The organism is Pseudomonas sp. GW821-FHT09C09 (assembly GCF_059418105.1).
Genome location: NZ_JBWKPF010000003.1, coordinates 77,525 through 94,156, shown reverse-complemented (window position 1 = coordinate 94,156; position 16,632 = coordinate 77,525). Strand labels below are relative to the sequence as shown.

General features: G+C 61.7%; 15 protein-coding genes. 10 read left to right on the top strand and 5 right to left on the bottom strand.

Annotation, left to right across the window (positions count from 1 at the left end; all coding sequences use genetic code 11):
• Nucleotide 1: 1 nt before the first annotated feature.
• Complete coding sequence (hemF, locus tag AC07NR_RS10140) at nt 2-916, top strand: oxygen-dependent coproporphyrinogen oxidase (RefSeq protein ID WP_114880864.1); 915 nt, start codon at nt 2-4, stop codon at nt 914-916.
• Between the two features lie 9 nt (nt 917-925).
• Nucleotides 926-1,747: a shikimate dehydrogenase gene (gene aroE, locus AC07NR_RS10135; RefSeq protein ID WP_248740303.1), complete on the top strand. Its 822-nt coding sequence runs from the start codon at nt 926-928 to the stop codon at nt 1,745-1,747.
• A 7-nt stretch (nt 1,748-1,754) separates the two neighbouring features.
• Here aroE and AC07NR_RS10130 read toward each other — a convergent pair whose 3' ends face one another.
• The 3 genes from AC07NR_RS10130 to betC all read right to left on the bottom strand — a co-directional run bounded on the left by AC07NR_RS10130 (nt 1,755) and on the right by betC (nt 5,874).
• Nucleotides 1,755-3,323: a SulP family inorganic anion transporter gene (locus tag AC07NR_RS10130; RefSeq protein ID WP_248740302.1), complete on the bottom strand. Its 1,569-nt coding sequence runs from the start codon at nt 3,321-3,323 to the stop codon at nt 1,755-1,757.
• A 102-nt stretch (nt 3,324-3,425) separates the two neighbouring features.
• Nucleotides 3,426-4,343, bottom strand: a complete 918-nt coding sequence (choX, locus tag AC07NR_RS10125; protein ID WP_423204610.1) for a choline ABC transporter substrate-binding protein — start codon at nt 4,341-4,343, stop codon at nt 3,426-3,428.
• A gap of 16 nt (nt 4,344-4,359) precedes the next feature.
• On the bottom strand, nt 4,360-5,874 hold the full coding sequence (gene betC / locus AC07NR_RS10120; RefSeq protein WP_495078504.1) for a choline-sulfatase: 1,515 nt from the start codon (nt 5,872-5,874) through the stop codon (nt 4,360-4,362).
• Nucleotides 5,875-5,988: 114 nt separating this feature from the next.
• Between betC and AC07NR_RS10115 the strand changes: the two genes are divergently transcribed.
• Nucleotides 5,989-6,939 carry a choline sulfate utilization transcriptional regulator gene (locus tag AC07NR_RS10115; RefSeq protein ID WP_248740299.1) on the top strand — a complete coding sequence of 317 codons (951 nt, stop codon included), beginning with the start codon at nt 5,989-5,991 and terminating at the stop codon, nt 6,937-6,939.
• On the opposite strand, the gene AC07NR_RS10110 is transcribed toward AC07NR_RS10115, so the two are convergent.
• Nucleotides 6,940-7,605, bottom strand: a complete 666-nt coding sequence (locus AC07NR_RS10110; protein ID WP_495078503.1) for an NAD(P)-dependent oxidoreductase — start codon at nt 7,603-7,605, stop codon at nt 6,940-6,942.
• A gap of 84 nt (nt 7,606-7,689) precedes the next feature.
• Here AC07NR_RS10110 and AC07NR_RS10105 point away from each other — a divergent pair, with 84 nt between their 5' ends.
• A complete protein-coding gene (locus AC07NR_RS10105; RefSeq protein WP_495078502.1) occupies nt 7,690-8,016 on the top strand; it encodes a DOPA 4,5-dioxygenase family protein in 327 nt (108 codons plus the stop codon).
• 1 nt (nt 8,017) lies between these two features.
• Here the strand turns inward: AC07NR_RS10105 and AC07NR_RS10100 are convergent, their stop codons facing one another.
• Nucleotides 8,018-8,419 carry a GFA family protein gene (locus AC07NR_RS10100; protein ID WP_495078501.1) on the bottom strand — a complete coding sequence of 134 codons (402 nt, stop codon included), beginning with the start codon at nt 8,417-8,419 and terminating at the stop codon, nt 8,018-8,020.
• A gap of 324 nt (nt 8,420-8,743) precedes the next feature.
• Between AC07NR_RS10100 and AC07NR_RS10095 the strand changes: the two genes are divergently transcribed.
• The 6 genes from AC07NR_RS10095 to AC07NR_RS10070 all read left to right on the top strand — a co-directional run bounded on the left by AC07NR_RS10095 (nt 8,744) and on the right by AC07NR_RS10070 (nt 16,629).
• Complete coding sequence (locus AC07NR_RS10095; RefSeq protein WP_119429908.1) at nt 8,744-10,051, top strand: CitMHS family transporter; 1,308 nt, start codon at nt 8,744-8,746, stop codon at nt 10,049-10,051.
• Nucleotides 10,052-10,121: 70 nt separating this feature from the next.
• Nucleotides 10,122-10,889, top strand: a complete 768-nt coding sequence (locus tag AC07NR_RS10090) for a TerC family protein (RefSeq protein ID WP_114880872.1) — start codon at nt 10,122-10,124, stop codon at nt 10,887-10,889.
• 213 nt (nt 10,890-11,102) lie between these two features.
• Nucleotides 11,103-12,761, top strand: coding sequence for a Na/Pi cotransporter family protein (locus AC07NR_RS10085; protein WP_134828627.1), 1,659 nt, complete (start codon nt 11,103-11,105; stop codon nt 12,759-12,761).
• 167 nt (nt 12,762-12,928) lie between these two features.
• On the top strand, nt 12,929-14,320 hold the full coding sequence (locus AC07NR_RS10080) for a M16 family metallopeptidase (protein WP_495078500.1): 1,392 nt from the start codon (nt 12,929-12,931) through the stop codon (nt 14,318-14,320).
• 76 nt (nt 14,321-14,396) lie between these two features.
• Nucleotides 14,397-15,425 carry a DUF5924 family protein gene (locus tag AC07NR_RS10075; protein WP_119429912.1) on the top strand — a complete coding sequence of 343 codons (1,029 nt, stop codon included), beginning with the start codon at nt 14,397-14,399 and terminating at the stop codon, nt 15,423-15,425.
• A 55-nt stretch (nt 15,426-15,480) separates the two neighbouring features.
• The gene (locus AC07NR_RS10070) at nt 15,481-16,629 is read left to right on the top strand and encodes an ABC transporter permease (RefSeq protein WP_495078499.1); all 1,149 of its coding nucleotides are present in this window, start codon (nt 15,481-15,483) and stop codon (nt 16,627-16,629) included.
• Nucleotides 16,630-16,632 lie beyond the last annotated feature (3 nt).

Below are 16,632 nucleotides of genomic sequence, written 5' to 3'. Positions count from 1 at the left end.
CATGACGACCCGCACCGACGCCGTAAAGGCCTATCTGCTCGACCTGCAAGACCGCATCTGCGCGGCGCTGGAATCCGAAGACGGCGGCACGCGCTTCGTCGAAGACGCCTGGACCCGTGCGGCCGGCGGTGGCGGTCGCACCCGGGTGATCGAGAACGGCGCGGTGATCGAAAAGGGCGGCGTCAACTTTTCCCACGTCTTCGGCAGTGGTCTGCCACCGTCCGCCAGCGCTCATCGGCCGGAGCTGGCCGGGCGTGGTTTCGAAGCCCTCGGCGTGTCGCTGGTGATTCACCCGCACAACCCGCATGTGCCGACGTCCCACGCCAACGTGCGCTTTTTCATCGCCGAAAAGGAAGGTGAAGAGCCGGTCTGGTGGTTCGGCGGCGGTTTCGACCTGACGCCGTACTACGGCAACGAAGAAGACTGCATCCACTGGCACCGCGTTGCCGAACAGGCCTGCGCGCCGTTTGGCCCGGACGTCTACCCGCGCTACAAGGCCTGGTGCGACACTTATTTCCACATCAAGCATCGCCACGAACCACGGGGTATCGGCGGCCTGTTCTTCGATGACCTGAACGAGTGGGACTTCGACACCAGCTTCGCCTTCATGCGTGCCATCGGCGATGCGTACATCGACGCTTACCTGCCGATCGTGCAACGCCGCAAGAACGACGCGTTCACCGCCAAGCAGCGCGAGTTCCAGGAATTCCGTCGCGGCCGCTACGTCGAGTTCAACCTGGTCTACGACCGTGGCACCCTGTTCGGCCTGCAGTCGGGCGGGCGCACCGAGTCGATCCTGATGTCGCTGCCGCCGCAAGTGCGCTGGGCCTACGACTGGAAAGCCGAGCCGGGCAGCGAAGAAGCGCGCCTGACCGAATACTTCCTGCAAGATCGCGACTGGCTGGCCCAGGCCTGAGGATTTCCGATGGATCGTTACGTCGTTTTCGGTAACCCGATCGGCCACAGCAAGTCGCCGATGATTCACAAACTGTTCGCCGAACAGACCGGGCAGAGCCTCGACTACAGTACCCTGCTGGCGCCGCTCGACGATTTTTCCGGCTGCGCCACTTCGTTTTTCCAGGAAGGTCGCGGTGCCAACGTGACCGTGCCGTTCAAGGAAGACGCCTACCGCCTGGCCAACAGCCTGACCGACCGTGCCCAGCGCGCGGGTGCGGTGAACACTTTGAGCAAACTCGCCGACGGCACCTTGCTCGGGGATAACACCGACGGCGCCGGGCTGGTGCGCGATCTGACGGTCAACGCCGGGTTCAGCCTTACCGGCAAACGCGTTCTACTGCTCGGCGCCGGTGGCGCGGTACGTGGTGCGCTGGAGCCGTTGCTGGCGGAAAAACCGGCCTCGGTGATCATCGCCAACCGCACGGTGGACAAGGCCGAGCTGCTGGCCGAACTGTTCTGCGACCTGGGGCCAGTGTCGGCCAGCGGTTACGACTGGTTGCGCGAGCCGGTGGACGTGATCATCAACGCCACCTCCGCCAGCCTCACCGGCGATGTGCCGCCGATTGCAGAAAGCCTGATCGAGCCGGGCCAGACCCTGTGCTACGACATGATGTACAGCAAGGAACCCACCGCGTTCTGCCGCTGGGCCAGCGAGCATGGCGCGGGTGTGGTGATGGATGGCTTGGGCATGCTGGCGGAACAGGCGGCGGAGGCTTTTTTCCTGTGGCGTGGCGTACGTCCCGATACTGCGCCGGTTCTGGCCGAATTGCGTCGACAACTGGCGCTCTAGAGCGCCTTCAGTCCTCGAAGCGGATCGGGCATTTCTCCGGCCCTTCGAGCTTGCGCAATTCCTCCACCACCTGCGGTCGCGCCTGACGCAAGGTCAGGCTGCGATCCTGGCGCAGCAGGCGCCGGGCTTCCTGATGGAGCATTTCCACGCCGGAATAGTCGATGAAGTTGATCTGCTGCGCCTCGATCACAACCCGCGCACCGTGCATCCGTTGCAGGCGCACTTGCAGGTAGTGGCTGGCGCCGAAGAAGATCGACCCGCCGACCCGCAGCACATCGTCCTCGCCGTCGCGCCAATGCTGCACTCGCGGCTGCGAAGTGCGCTTGAGGTAGAAAAACAGCGACGCCAGCACACCGGCATAAATCGCCGTCTGCAGTTCCAGCAACAACGTGGCGACGCAGGTCAGGCTCATCACCACAAATTCCGCCCGGCTGACCCGCAACAGCGCGCGAATGCCGCGATGATCCACCAGTCCCCAGGCGATCAACAGAATGCTGCCGGCCATGGCCGGGATCGGAATATGGGCAATCAGCCCGGCGCCGAAAATCGCGAACAGCGCCACCCACAACGCCGAAAACACCCCGGCCAGAGGTGAACAGGCCCCGGCCTCATAACTCAGCCCGGAACGGGTGAACGATCCGGCGGACAACGATCCCGAAAAGAACGCCCCGATGATGTTGGAAAGCCCCTGGGCACGGACTTCCTGATTGGCATCGAGCAGTTGTTGCGAGCGCGCAGCAATCGAGCGGGCAATCGACAGACTGGTGACCAGTCCGAGCATGCCCACGGCCACGGCGCTCGGCAGCAGACGCAGGACCAGATCCATATCCAGCGGCAACCCGCTGAACGGCGGCAAGCGCCCGACAAAAGCACTGACCAGGTGAACATGGCCAAACATCGCCGGCCACAGCCACACCACCAGACTGCCTAATACCAAGGTCATCAAAAGCGTCGGCCAGCGTGGCAGCAGTTGCTTGAGCAATACGCCAACCACCACCGTAGCGACGCCGAGTACGAGCGACGGTTTATCCACAGCCCCGAGATGGCGCAGCAAGTCCATCAGGCTGGCCAGTGCCGTGGCCTTGGCCGGCAGATCCAGCCCCAGCAGGTTCGGCAATTGACCGATGGCAATGACCACCGCCGCGCCGAGGGTGAACCCCAGCACCACCGAGTGCGAGACGAAATTCACCAGTGCGCCAAACCGCAACAGGCCGAGCAGCCACTGGAAAATCCCCGCCAGGAACGTCAGTAACAGGATCAGGGTGATGTAGTCCTGTGACGCAGGCACGGCCAATGGGCTGACACTGGCGAACAGGACAATCGAAATGGCAGCGGTCGGGCCGCAGATCAGGTGCCAGGATGATCCCCAAAGGCAGGCAATCAGCACCGGGATGATCGCTGCATACAAGCCGTACTCGGGTGGGAGACCGGCGATCAGGGCGTAGGCAATCGACTGGGGCAACGCGAGAATCGCGCCGCTGAGGCCGACGACCAGGTCCCGCCCGACGCTGGCGCGGGTCTGCCGGGGCAGCCAGGTCAGGAAGGGAAACAGTGAGCGGCGGCTGGGGAAGGCCATGAATCCTCTCGGGTGAAATTTTGCGCATTGTACGCAGCTCGGGACGCGGAGCGTCCATGGCGGCATTCCCACGCAGAGCGTGGGAATGATCGGCCCGCGCAGTTACAGTTTGGCTTTAACCGCCGGCAACGCATCTTTGCCGTCCACGGTTTTCACACCATCAAGCCACTTGTCCAGCACCGCCGGATTCGCCTTGATCCAAGCCTTCACCGCATCCGCATTGCTGACCTTCTTGTTCACCACCTCGGCCATGATGCTGTTCTCCATCTCCTGAGTGAACGAAAGATTGGTCAGCAATTTACCCACATTCGGACAAGCCTCGGCGTAGCCCTTGCGGGTCAGGGTGTAGACGCTGCCCGTGTCGCCGAAGTATTTCTCGCCACCCTTGAGGTAATGCATTTTCAGCTGCACGTTCATCGGGTGCGGGGTCCAGCCGAGGAAGGTGACGAATTTCTGTTTCTTCACCGCCCGCGAGACCTCGGCAAGCATTGCCTGTTCGCTGGACTCGATCAGCTTCCACTGACCCATGTCGAAGTCGTTCTTCTTGATGATCTCTTGCAGCGAGATGTTCGCCGGTGCGCCGGAGCCGATGCCGTAGATCTTGCGGTCGAACTTGTCGGCGAATTTGTTCAGGTCGGAAAAGTTATGCACACCCGCGTCCCACACGTAGTCCGGCACGGCCAGGGTGAATTCGGTGCCGTCGAGGTTCTTCGCCAGTTGCGTGACGTCACCGGTGGCCACGAACTTGTCGTAGAAGCCCTGCTGCGCCGGCATCCAGTTGCCGAGGAACACGTCGACCTGGCCATCCTTCAAGCCGCCGAAAGTGATCGGCACCGCGAGGGTATCGACCTTGGCCTTGTAGCCCATGCCGTCCAGCAGAAACCCGGTGATGGCGTTGGTCGCTGCGATGTCGCTCCAGCCGGGGTCGGCCATTTTCACCGTGTCGCAGCTCTCGGCGAACGCGGACGTGCTGCCCAGTGCCAGCAGGCTGACCGTCACGATTGTGGATAACTTGACCATGGACTTCCCCTTAACGTTATTGGTTTTGGCAGGGTTGTGGATAACGGGCCTTGCGCTCCAGGTCATCGAGGTCGATGTGGTTGCGCATGTACTGCTGACTGGCGTCCACCAGCGGCTGGTGATCCCAGCTCTTCAGCTTGCCGATGGTCAGCGCCTCGGCAACGAAGCGCCGGCGTCGCTGGCTTTCGAGCACCTCGCGGTGGATTGCCGGAATGTCCCATTTGGCCCGTGCTTCGGCGAGAAAATCGTCGAACAGCTGGCGATGTTGCGGTGACTGGCTGAGTTCTTCCTGCTCCCGTGGATCGTTATCCACATCGTAGAGTAGGCAAGGGTCGGTTTCGCTGTAGATAAATTTGTAGGCGCCACGCCGGATCATCATCAGCGGGCTGACGGTGCCTTCGGCCATGTATTCGCCGAACACTTCGTCGTGACCGCCCTGCCCTTGCAGGTGCGATACCAGCGAGCGGCCGTCCAGCGGCAGGTTCGGTTCCAGGCTGCCGCCGGCCAGTTCGACGAAGGTCGGCAACAGGTCGGCGGTGGACACAGCAGCGCTGATGCGGCCGGATTTGAACTGACCGGGCGCACTTATCAACAGGGGCACCCGCGCGGCCATCTCGAACCAGTGCATTTTGTACCAGAGGCCTTTTTCCCCAAGCATGTCGCCGTGGTCTCCCGAGAACACGATGATGGTGTCATCGATCAGCCCGGTATCTTCGAGGGTTTGCAGGAGTTTGCCGACGTTGGCGTCGATATAGCTGCACGCGCCGAAATACGCCCTGCGCGCATCACGGATCTTATCCACAGGCAGCGGCTTGTCCCACAGGTCGTAGACCTTGAGCAGCCGCTGGGAATGCGGATCGAGTGAATGCTGGTGCGGTGTTGTGGGAAGCGGGATATCCGCATCGTCGTACAAGTCCCAGAACGCCTTGGGAATCGTGTACGGATCGTGCGGGTGAGTCATCGACACCGTCAGGCAGAACGGCTGGTCGCCGTCCTCACGAATGTGGTCGAACAGGTATTGCTGCGCCTTGAACACCACCTCTTCGTCGAAGTCGAGCTGGTTGGTGCGCACGCACGGCCCGGCCTGCAGCACCGAGGACATGTTGTGGTACCAGCTCGGCCGCACGTCCGGCTCGTCCCAGTTCACCGCCCAGCCGTAGTCGGCCGGGTAGATGTCGCTGGTCAGGCGTTCTTCATAGCCGTGCAGTTGATCCGGCCCGCAGAAGTGCATCTTGCCCGACAGCGCAGTGCGGTAACCGAGGCGCCGCAGGTAATGGGCGTAGGTGGGAATGTCGGCGGGGAAATCCGCAGCGTTGTCGTAGGCGCCGATCTTGCTCGGCAACTGGCCGCTCACCAGGGTGAAACGCGACGGTGCGCACAGCGGGCTGTTGCAATACGCGGCATCGAACACCACGCCCTGTTCGGCGAGGCGGCTGAGATTCGGCAGCTTGATCGGCGACGGGCCGTAGAACGGCAACATTGGCGCGGCCATTTGATCGGCCATGATGAAGAGAATGTTCTTGCGCTTCATGTGATCGCGGCATTCCATAGTGAATATTTATGCGACATTGCTGCGATCGAGCATGGATTCCACGCAATCTCCGGTAAAGCCCGCGCCGGACAATGACTAGGATAAGCACAGCTTATGTATGAAGCCCTCGGTGATTTGTCGCTGGACTTGCTGCGCGCCTTCGAGGCGGCTGCCCGTCATCGCAGTTTTACTGCCGCAGCGGTGGAACTTGGCACCACTCAACCGGCCATCAGCCAGCAGATCAAAAGGCTGGAGGAGCAGCTCGGAACTCGGCTGTTCGACCGGATCTACCGAGGTATCGAGCTGACCGAGGTCGGTTCGATCCTTTTCGAGCAAGTCACCCTCGGTTTGCAGAATATCGACGCAGGATTGAGCGCGATCAGCGCACAACAGCAACATGAAGTGTTGCAGGTCGCCACCGATTTCGCCTTCGCTGCGTACTGGCTGATGCCACGTCTGCATCGTTTTCACGAAGCCAATCCACAGGTGGATGTCAGCCTGGTCACCAGCGAGCGCAATCACAACATGCTCCGGCCGGATATCGACGTTGCCGTGCTGTTCGGCGACGGTCGCTTCAAACAGGGCGAAAGTCATTGGCTGTTCAGCGAAGAAGTGTTCCCGGTGTGCAGCCCGCAATTGCTCAAGGATCGCGCCCGGCCCTTGCCGCCTCAGGCGCTGCTGGAATTCCCGTTGCTGCATCTGCGCGGCGAGAACAGCAGCAACTGGTTCGACTGGAGCGGTCTGTTCCGCGAACTCGGTATCAACACGCCACCTGCGCCGGGCCAACTGCGTTTCGACAACTACACCTTGCTGATTCAAGCGGCGATTGGCGGTCAGGGTGTGGCGATTGGCTGGCGGCACCTTGTGGATAACTTGCTGGCCCAAGGGTTGTTGTGCCGGCCGATTGCCGAGACCACCCTCTCCCGCCTCGGCTATTACGTGGTGCTGCCGCAGCGCAAACGGCGTGGGGCGTTGATTCAACAATTCGTCGATTGGTTGATGGCCGAACAGGCCAGCAGCGCGCAGTCGCTGACGGGAATGGATTTGCCTTCCATCGCGGTGTGATCAGCCTTCCGACGCCGCGACAAAACTCACGTGCTCGCCCACATGCAGATTCAACCGCAGCTCATCGGTCATCCCGATGGCCACCCGGTTCAAGCGTTCCAGCGGTTCGGCCAGGCCCGGCTCAAGACTGCTGCTGACCTGGTTGAAATGCTCGATGGTCAGCCCCGCCACTCCACGCGGCGCATCGACCAGCGTCCAGTGCAACGGGCTGCCTTGCAGGGCGTCGCGGATTTCCTCGGCGGCGTGGCGTTGCAGGCGATCATCCAGATCCGACTCGTCCAGCAGCGCGAAGTCCCCCACGACAAACAGCCGCGACACGTGCGCCGCTTGCAGGCCTTCGATCAGCGCATCCACCGCCAGCACCTGTTCCACCGGCCCGAGCACCACGGACTTTTCCACATGCTCGCTGCTGAACGGCAGGCCTGGCGCATCGAGCAGGCAGATCACCGCCGAGCTGCCGGCCACACTCTGGTTGACCCGTTCGGCATCGAACAGATCACCGCTTTTGGTACGCAGACCCGGGCGTGGCGCGAGGGCGGTCAGGTCGTCGAGGATGGCGATGACTTCGTGCTGACGCCGCAGCAGTTCAGCCATCAACGCACTGCCCAGGCTACTCATGGCACCATAGAGCACCACTTTCACCACCGGGGTTTCGGCATTTTTCATGGCTGAGGTCCCTTTTGTTTTCCCTTGTATGGCGTGTGACATACGGCCAGCGCCGAGGGTTCGAACCGATTCAGAGGGTTTGCGATGCAGACGATCAAGGGTTATCACGCCCACGTTTATTACGACGCCAGCACCATTGCTCAGGCACGTGCGCTGTGTGAACAGGCCGCGCAATTATTCCCGTTGAAGATGGGCCGTGTGCACGAACGCCCGGTCGGCCCGCACCCGGACTGGAGCTGCCAACTGGCCTTCGGCCCGGAGCTGATAGGCGACGTGCTGCCGTGGCTGGCGCTCAATCGCAACGGCTTGGTGGTGTTCCTGCACCCGGACACTGGCGATGACTTGCTCGACCACACCGATCACGCAATCTGGATGGGCGCGATGCGTCCGCTGGATCTGTCTATTTTTTAACCTAAAGAGTCTCTTCAGGTTCACCCGGCAGATGTTCATCCAGATGCAGCCACGGCAACTGGCTGTCGGTCCAGATGTGCCGCTCGGCGGCGGCCTGTTCCGGGTGATCCAGCGTGGCGATGGTCAGATCGATGCTCTCGGGGCTGAGCAAGGTCACCAGCGCCAGTTGCGCGCCGCAGTTGGGGCAGAAGAACCGTGCGCAACTGGATGACGAGTCGTAGCGCGAAGGCGTCCCGGACAGCCATTGGAAATTCGCCGCCGGCAGCGTGATCCAGGTGGTGACGATGCCACCGCTGACCTTTCGGCAAATCGAACAATGACAGTGGGCAATGTCGCGCAACGTTCCGCTGAACTGATAGCGGATATGTCCGCAGTGACAGCCGCCGCTGTGCAATTCATTCATCACCCCGCCCTCCCGTTCCCGTGTTCATTGACTCTAGTCGCATCCGACGGTCGGTTGGCCGTTCGCATCGAAGCTTTCACCTGCGAAAGCTGGCTGAAAGGTTGCCCCATTAGGATCGCCGCCACTACCGGCAACAGACCGGTTGGCCAACGCGTGTGATTGCTCCCGCGTCAGGCCCAATTAACAACAACAATGGTGATTCTGATGTCCTCTGTAGCCCGCCTCCTCGCTCCAACTCCGCCCGTACTTCTCGTGCTTCCCGTTCTGCGCTGATCCCGCCCGATCCGCTCACTTACCTAGCCGCGCTACGCCTGGAGTATTCCCATGCTGACTTTCCTTGGCTTCGCCATGGTCATCACGTTCATGTTCCTGATCATGACCAAGCGCCTGTCTGCGCTGATCGCTCTGATCATCATCCCGATTCTGTTCGCCCTGTTCGGTGGCTTCGCCCCGAAGATCGGCCCGATGATGCTCGAAGGTATTACCAAGCTTGCGCCGACCGGCGTGATGCTGATGTTCGCGATTCTGTATTTCGCCCTGATGATCGACTCCGGCCTGTTCGACCCGGCCGTGCGCAAGATCCTCAAACTGGTCAAGGGCGACCCGCTGAAAGTTTCGGTCGGCACCGCCGTACTGGCGCTCGTCGTTTCCCTCGATGGTGACGGCGCGACCACTTACATGATCTGCGTGGCCGCCATGCTGCCGCTGTACAGCCGCATCGGCATGAGCCCGCGGATCATGGCCGGCCTGATCATCCTCGCCGGCGGCGTGATGAACATGACCCCGTGGGGTGGCCCGACCGCCCGTGCCGCCAGTGCGCTGCACGTGGACCCGTCGGACATCTTCGTGCCGATGATCCCGGCCATGGGCGCCGGTGTAATCGCGATCCTGATCATTGCCTACTTCTACGGCAAACGTGAACGTGCGCGTCTGGGTGAGCTGCACCTGATCGGCGACGAAATCGATCACAGCGAAATCAGCGTCTCGCAATTCCCGGATGCCCGTCGTCCGAAGCTGATTTGGTTCAACGGTCTGCTGACGCTTGCGCTGATGTGCACCCTGATCGCCGGCCTGCTGCCGCTGCCGGTGCTGTTCATGGTGGCGTTCAGTATTGCCATGATCGTCAACTACCCTTGCCTGCAACAGCAGAAGGATCGCGTCGCGGCTCACGCCGGCAGCGTGCTGTCGGTGGTCAGTCTGATCTTCGCGGCGGGCATCTTCACCGGTATCCTGTCGGGCACCGGCATGGTCGATGCCATGTCGAAAAGCCTGCTGGCGGTGATCCCTGATTTCCTCGGCCCGTACCTGGCGGTGATTACCGCGCTGGTGAGCATGCCGTTCACGTTCTTCATGTCGAACGACGCGTTCTACTACGGTGTGCTGCCGGTGCTGTCGGAAGCGGCCAGCCATTACGGCATCACCGCCGTGGAAATGGCCCGAGCTTCGATCGTTGGCCAGCCGGTTCACCTGCTGAGCCCGCTGGTGCCGTCGACCTACCTGCTGGTGGCACTGGCCGGTATCGAGTTCGGCGATCACCAGCGTTTCACCCTGAAGTGGGCAGTGCTGGTCTGCCTGTGCATACTGGCCGCCGCACTGTTGTTGGGGACTTTCCCGCTGTTCAGCACTTTGTAACGGCATCAACTCACCAGAACGCCAGCTGCTTGCTGGCGTCCTGGTTTAACACACGCTCAAAGGAATACACATGGAATGGCTGACCAACCCTGAGATCTGGGTTGCCTTCTTCACCCTGACCGCCCTGGAAATCGTCCTGGGCATCGATAACATCATCATGATTTCGATCCTGGTCAGCCGCATGCCCAAACACATGCAGCAGCGCACCCGGATCTTCGGTCTTGGCCTGGCCATGATCACGCGGATCCTGTTGCTGCTGTCGATCACCTGGGTCATGCGCCTCACCGCCGACCTGTTCGTGGTGTTCGGCCAGGGTATTTCCGGGCGTGACCTGATCCTGTTCTTCGGTGGCCTGTTCCTGCTGTGGAAAAGCTCCCAGGAGATGTATCACGCGCTGGAAGGTGAAGACGAAAGCGACGAGACGCCCGGCGGCAAGGGCGGCAATTTCCTCTACACCATCATCCAGATCGCGATCATCGACATCGTGTTCTCGCTGGACTCGGTCATCACCGCCGTCGGCATGGTCTCCCATGTGCCGGTGATGGTCGCGGCGATCATCGTCGCGGTACTGGTGATGATGGCGGCCTCGGGCAAGATCAGCGAGTTCATCGACAAGCACCCGTCGCTGAAAATGCTGGCACTGTCGTTCCTGCTGGTGGTCGGCACCGTGCTGATCGCCGAAGCGTTCGACGTGCACGTACCGAAAGGCTACGTCTACTTCGCCATGGGCTTCTCGCTGGCGGTCGAGGCCATCAACATCAAGCTGCGCACCGCGATGGCGAAAAAGAAGAAACAGCAGGATCCGGTGAAACTGCGCAAGGATGTTCCGGGTCAGTAACCGGAGCGCTGCGCTGATGATCAAAGGGCCTTCGGGCCCTTTTTTCATGGCTGCATGAACCTGTTTTCATGACGCTTTTGTTTCAATCCCCACTTTAGCTGTGCAATGCTGGCGCCCGGACCGTTAGCCAACTACAGCTTAAGAACAACACGTAGAAACCGCGCGGTATCGTCAACTTGCCCCTTTGGGGCGCTGCAACTACAGGGGGTCTGCATGCTCACCCTGCTCAATCTGCTTTCTGCCGTGGCCTTGCTGATCTGGGGCACGCACATCGTTCGAACCGGCATCCTGCGGGTGTACGGCACCAACCTGCGCCATGTGATCGGCCAGAACATGTCGAGGCGCTGGCTCGCGTTCATCGCCGGCATCCTCGTGACCGCGATGGTGCAGAGCAGCAACGCCACCGCGATGCTCGTCACCTCCTTCGTCGGTCAGGGCCTGATGGCGCTGACCCCGGCCCTGACCACCATGCTCGGCGCCGACGTCGGTACGGCGCTGATGGCGCGGGTGCTGACGTTCGACCTGTCGTGGCTGTCGCCGCTGCTGATTTTTCTCGGGGTGATTTTCTTTCTCTCGCGCAAACAGACGCGGCTCGGGCAGATGGGCCGTGTGGCCATCGGGCTGGGGCTGATCATTCTGGCGCTGCAACTGATCGTCGAGGCCGCCGGGCCGATCACTCATGCCAAGGGTGTGAAGGTGATCTTCGCCTCGTTGACCGGCGACATCCTGCTCGACGCCCTGGTCGGTGCGTTGTTCGCGATGATTTCCTACTCCAGCCTCGCCGCCGTGCTGCTGACCGCAACCCTGGCCGGTGCCAATGTGATCAGCCTGCCGGTGGCGATCGGTCTGGTGATCGGCGCCAACATCGGCAGCGGCGTGCTGGCCTTCATGAGCACCAGCATGCAGAACGCCGCCGGCCGGCAAGTGGCGCTGGGCAGTCTGTTGTACAAGCTGATCGGGCTGTTGCTGATCATCCCGGTGCTCGATCCGCTGGCGCACTGGATCGACAACCTCGATTACAGCCCGCAGGAAATGGTCATCGGCTTCCACCTGCTCTACAACACCGCGCGTTGCCTGATCCTGTTGCCGACAGTCGCGCCCATGGCACGGCTGTGCGCCTGGCTGTTGCCGGAGCGTCCGGAGGTCAACGGCACCGCCAAGCCGCGTCACCTCGATGCCACGGCACTGGTCACGCCAAGCCTGGCGCTGGCCAACGCCGCCCGGGAAACCCTGCGCATGGGCGACCTGATCGACAACATGCTCGATGCCGCCCTCGATGTGCTGCGCGGCAAACAGACTGCCGTCACCCAGGAAATGCGCAAACTGACCGATGACGTCGAGGCGCTGTACAGCGCGATCAAGCTGTATCTGGCGCAGATGCCCCGGGAGGATCTCGGCGAGCAGGACAGTCGACGCTGGGCAGAGATCATCGAACTGGCGATCAACCTCAAGCTCGCCAGCGACCTGATCGAACGCATGCTGCGCAAAATCCAGCAGCAGAAGACCTCGCAACGCCGCTCGTTTTCCGAAGACGGGCTGGAAGAGCTGGCCGGGTTGCACCAGCAATTGATCGCCAACCTGCGGCTCGGGCTGTCGGTGTTTCTCAGTGGCGACAAGGAAAGTGCACGTCAGTTGTTGCGCGAGAAACGTCGCTTCCGCGCCCAGGAACGCCGTCTGGCCCACGCCCATGTCAGCCGTTTGCAACGCAAGATCGTGCAAAGTATCGAGACCAGTTCTTTGCACCTAGAGTTGATTGCCGACATGAAGCGATTGAACTCGCTGTTCTGCAGCAGTGCCTACGTGGTGCTGGAAACTTCCGACACCGGGGCGCTGGCGGCGGACGAAATGGCCGACATCACGCATTCGCCTTGAACGTCTGGAGCTGTGGTCAGTCAGTAACTTTGATTCAGCCTTCAGGCCGCTATCGCCAGCAGGCTGGCTCCCACAGGGAATGCATTTCAGATGTGGGAGCCAGCCTGCTGGCGATGAGGGCCGGGCTGACGACACGGATCTCCAATTCAGCTGTATGGAAGCTCGTTATGCGTTGCCTGTTGTTCGCTTGTCTGCTGCTCGGTTCCCTGCCCGCCTTCGCCCTGGATCGTTTCCAGGTCGAAGGCTATGCGCTGCCCAATGGCCTGCAATTGCTGCTCAAGCCCGGCACCGAACGCGGGCATGTGGCGATCCGGCTGGTAGTGGGCGTCGGTCTCGACGACTTCGACTGCAATGAAAAGGAGCTGCCGCACCTGCTTGAACACCTGCTGTTCAGCGGCATCGATGCCACCGGCGAAGGCGGCCTCGAAGAGCGCATGCAGGCTTTGGGCGGTGACTGGAACGCTTTCACCAGCAACGCCGACACCACCTTCGTCATCGAAGCCCCGGCGAAAAACCAGCGCAAGGTGCTCGACCTGCTGCTGGATCTGCTGACCCAGACCCGTTTCGACGACAACGCGATTAACGCCGCCAAACGGGTGGTCGAGCGCGAGGATGGCGGCCATTACACCCGTCTGCGGCGCTTTCTCGACCGTCAGGATCTGGGCCACAGTGCGAGCAATCAATTGGCGGTCGAGTTGGGCCTGAAATGCCCGCAACGGGCCGAAGTCGAGGGCCTGACCCGCGAGCAGCTGGATAAGGTGCGCAAGGCCTGGTACGCACCGAACAACATGACCCTGATTGTTGTCGGTGACCTCGACAAGCTGCTGCCGGCCTATCTGGAGCGGGCGTGGGGCGCGCTCGAGGCGGTCGATCCGAGCGAGCACCGATCGCTGCCGGACATCCGCACCAGCGCTGCTCACGAACGCACGATCACTCGCGGTTTCATCGGTAACAGCGCCAAGCTGCACTGGCTGGTGCCGGAGCCGATGCTCGACGATCAGTACGACGAGACTTTCGACCTGCTCAAGGAATATCTGGAGTGGGCGCTGTACCACGAGCTGCGCTTGAATCATGGTCTGTCCTACGGGCCCTGGGCCGAACGCGAGGTGTTCGGCGGCGTTGGCTTCATGAGCCTCAACGCCGATCTGGATCGTGGCGACATCGCCGAAGCCGAACAGGTGCTGGAAGACCTCAAGAGCAGCCTGCTGAAAAACGGCCTCGATGCCGATACCTTCAATCGCATCAAACAGGCAGCCATCGCCCACCAGGCCTGGGCCGTGCAGGGCAACAGCGGCATGGCCGACTATTACTGGAGCGCGCTAGGCGATTATGAGGATGGTCGCTTCGCCGATCCCGCCCGGGAACTGCAAGGGGTCACGCTGGAGGCGGCGAACAAGGCCATGCGCGAATTGCTGTTGCAGCCGGGCTATCTGCGGATCGAGAAGCCGCTGTTCAGTGACGATCAGGTGCTGTGGCTGGTTGGCGGCGCGGTCGGTATTCTGGGGCTAGTCCTGCTCGGCTGGCATCTGCGCCGGCGTAAATCCGTGCCTTCAGACTGATCGACAGCCTCGCCACAGCCCCCGGCGGGCGGTACTCTGTCGAGGTTTTTTTCTTCGACTGTCGTGAACCGCCCAAATGCCCAAATTGACCCTCCTGATCCAGCGCATCCTCGAACTGATGAAGCGCTACCCCGGGGTCATTGCGCTTGGTGGTTTCATCTCCGGAGTCGGCAGTTTCATCCTGGTCGACCGACAACAGGGGCTGGCGAGCTGGATCACCACGATCATGCTGCTGAGCTGGATCTGGCTGATGCTGGAAAACAGCCTGACCGAGCTGTTCACGCGGGTCTTCAAACGGGAAATCCCCCAGCCGCTGCTGCGTTATGCGACGCAGATGATTCACCAGGAAAGCCTGTTTTTCGTCCTGCCGTTTTTCTTTATCACCACCACCTGGAACAGCGGCCAACTGGTGTTCACCGGTCTGCTGTGCATCGCCGCGCTGATTTCGATTGTCGACCCGCTCTACTACAAATGGCTGGCGCCGCGACGCTGGGCTTTCCTTGCGCTGCACACCCTGACCCTGTTCGCCGCCCTGCTCACCGCGTTGCCGGTGATCATGCACCTGACCACGTCGCAGAGCTTCAAATGGGCGCTGGGGACTGCCGTGGTCCTGTCGTTCCCGAGCCTGGCGTCGATCTTCCCGATCCGCACCGTGCGCAACGCGCTGGCGATCCTCAGCATCACCATCGGAATCGGCGGCGTCGGTTGGGTGCTGCGTTCGTGGGTGCCGCCGGCAACGCTGTGGATGACTGACGTTGCGATCAGCACCCAGTTGCAGGATCGCACTCCCGGCGCCAGCCTCGAGCAAGTCAGCGCCGAGCAGATCCGTAACGGCGGGCTCTACGCCTACACCGCGATCAATGCACCGCGCGGGCTAGATGAGCGGATCTATCACGTGTGGCAGTTCAACGGCAAAGAGGTCGACCGGATCGCCCTCGACATCCACGGCGGGCGCAAGGAAGGCTACCGGGCGTGGACCCACAAGCAGGTTTTCCCCGGCAACCCGGTCGGTGACTGGCAGGTGCGGGTGCTGACCGAAGACGACCAGGTGATCGGCGTGCTGCGCTTCGAAGTCACGGACAGCACACCGACCAAAGAAAAGTAATCCGGTTCGTGCTATTACGTAGGTTCGCGAATTCAGCCGAACAAGCACGGAGCTTATGACCAGCAGCTCGATGACCGGTAATGCCCGACTGGACACCACGATCAGCCCTGCCCGTCTGCGGGTCACCGGGGACTGGACGCTCGCCCATTACGCCGAACTCAAGCACCTGAGCGAAACGCTCCGCGGTCAGTACGACGCCAGCACCACCATCGATCTCAACGGCCTCGGCGCCCTCGACACTGCCGGCGCCTCGCTGCTGGTTGAACTGCTCGGCTCCGAGCGCCTGGGCAAATCCGCCGAACACCCCGACTGCACGATTTCCACGGCCGACCGCGCGTTGCTGCAAACCGTGTATCGCTCGCTGACCGACTTCTGCGTGCCGATCAAGGAACCGGAAATCAGCGTCAGCGTGCAACTGCTGACCCGCATCGGCCGCGCCGTCGACACGGTCTGGCAGGACACCCTGCAACTGCTTGGCTTCGTCGGCCTGATCCTCGAAACCATCGCCCGCGGTCTGTTCCGGCCCAAGCGCTGGCGGATCACGCCGATGATCGCGCACATCGAACAGACCGGCCTCGACGCCGCGCCCATCGTGGCGCTGCTGACCTTTCTGGTGGGCGCGGTGGTGGCGTTTCTCGGGGCGACGGTACTGGCCAGTTTCGGCGCCAGCGTGTTTACCGTGGATCTGGTGGGCTTCGCCTTTCTGCGCGAATTTGGCGTGCTGCTCACGGCGATCCTGATGGCCGGCCGTACCGCCAGTGCCTTTACCGCACAGATCGGCTCGATGAAGGCCAACGAGGAAATCGACGCGATCCGCACCCTCGGCCTCGACCCCATGGAATTGTTGGTGGTGCCCCGCGTGCTGGCGTTGCTGGTGGCGCTGCCGATGCTGACCTTCCTCGCGATGATCTGCGGGATCATCGGTGGCGCGGTGGTCTGCGCCGTGTCGCTGGATATTTCGCCGGCGATGTTCCTGTCGCTGCTGCAAAGCGACATAGGGATTCAACATTTCCTGGTTGGTCTGGTCAAAGCCCCGATCTTCGCGTTCCTGATTGCCGCCATCGGCTGTCTGGAAGGCTTCAAGGTCAGTGGCAGCGCCGAATCGGTCGGCGCCCACACCACCTCGAGCGTGGTGCAATCGATCTTCGTGGTGATCGTGCTTGATGCGGTCGCCGCGCTGTTCTTCATGGAGATGGGCTGGTGAGTC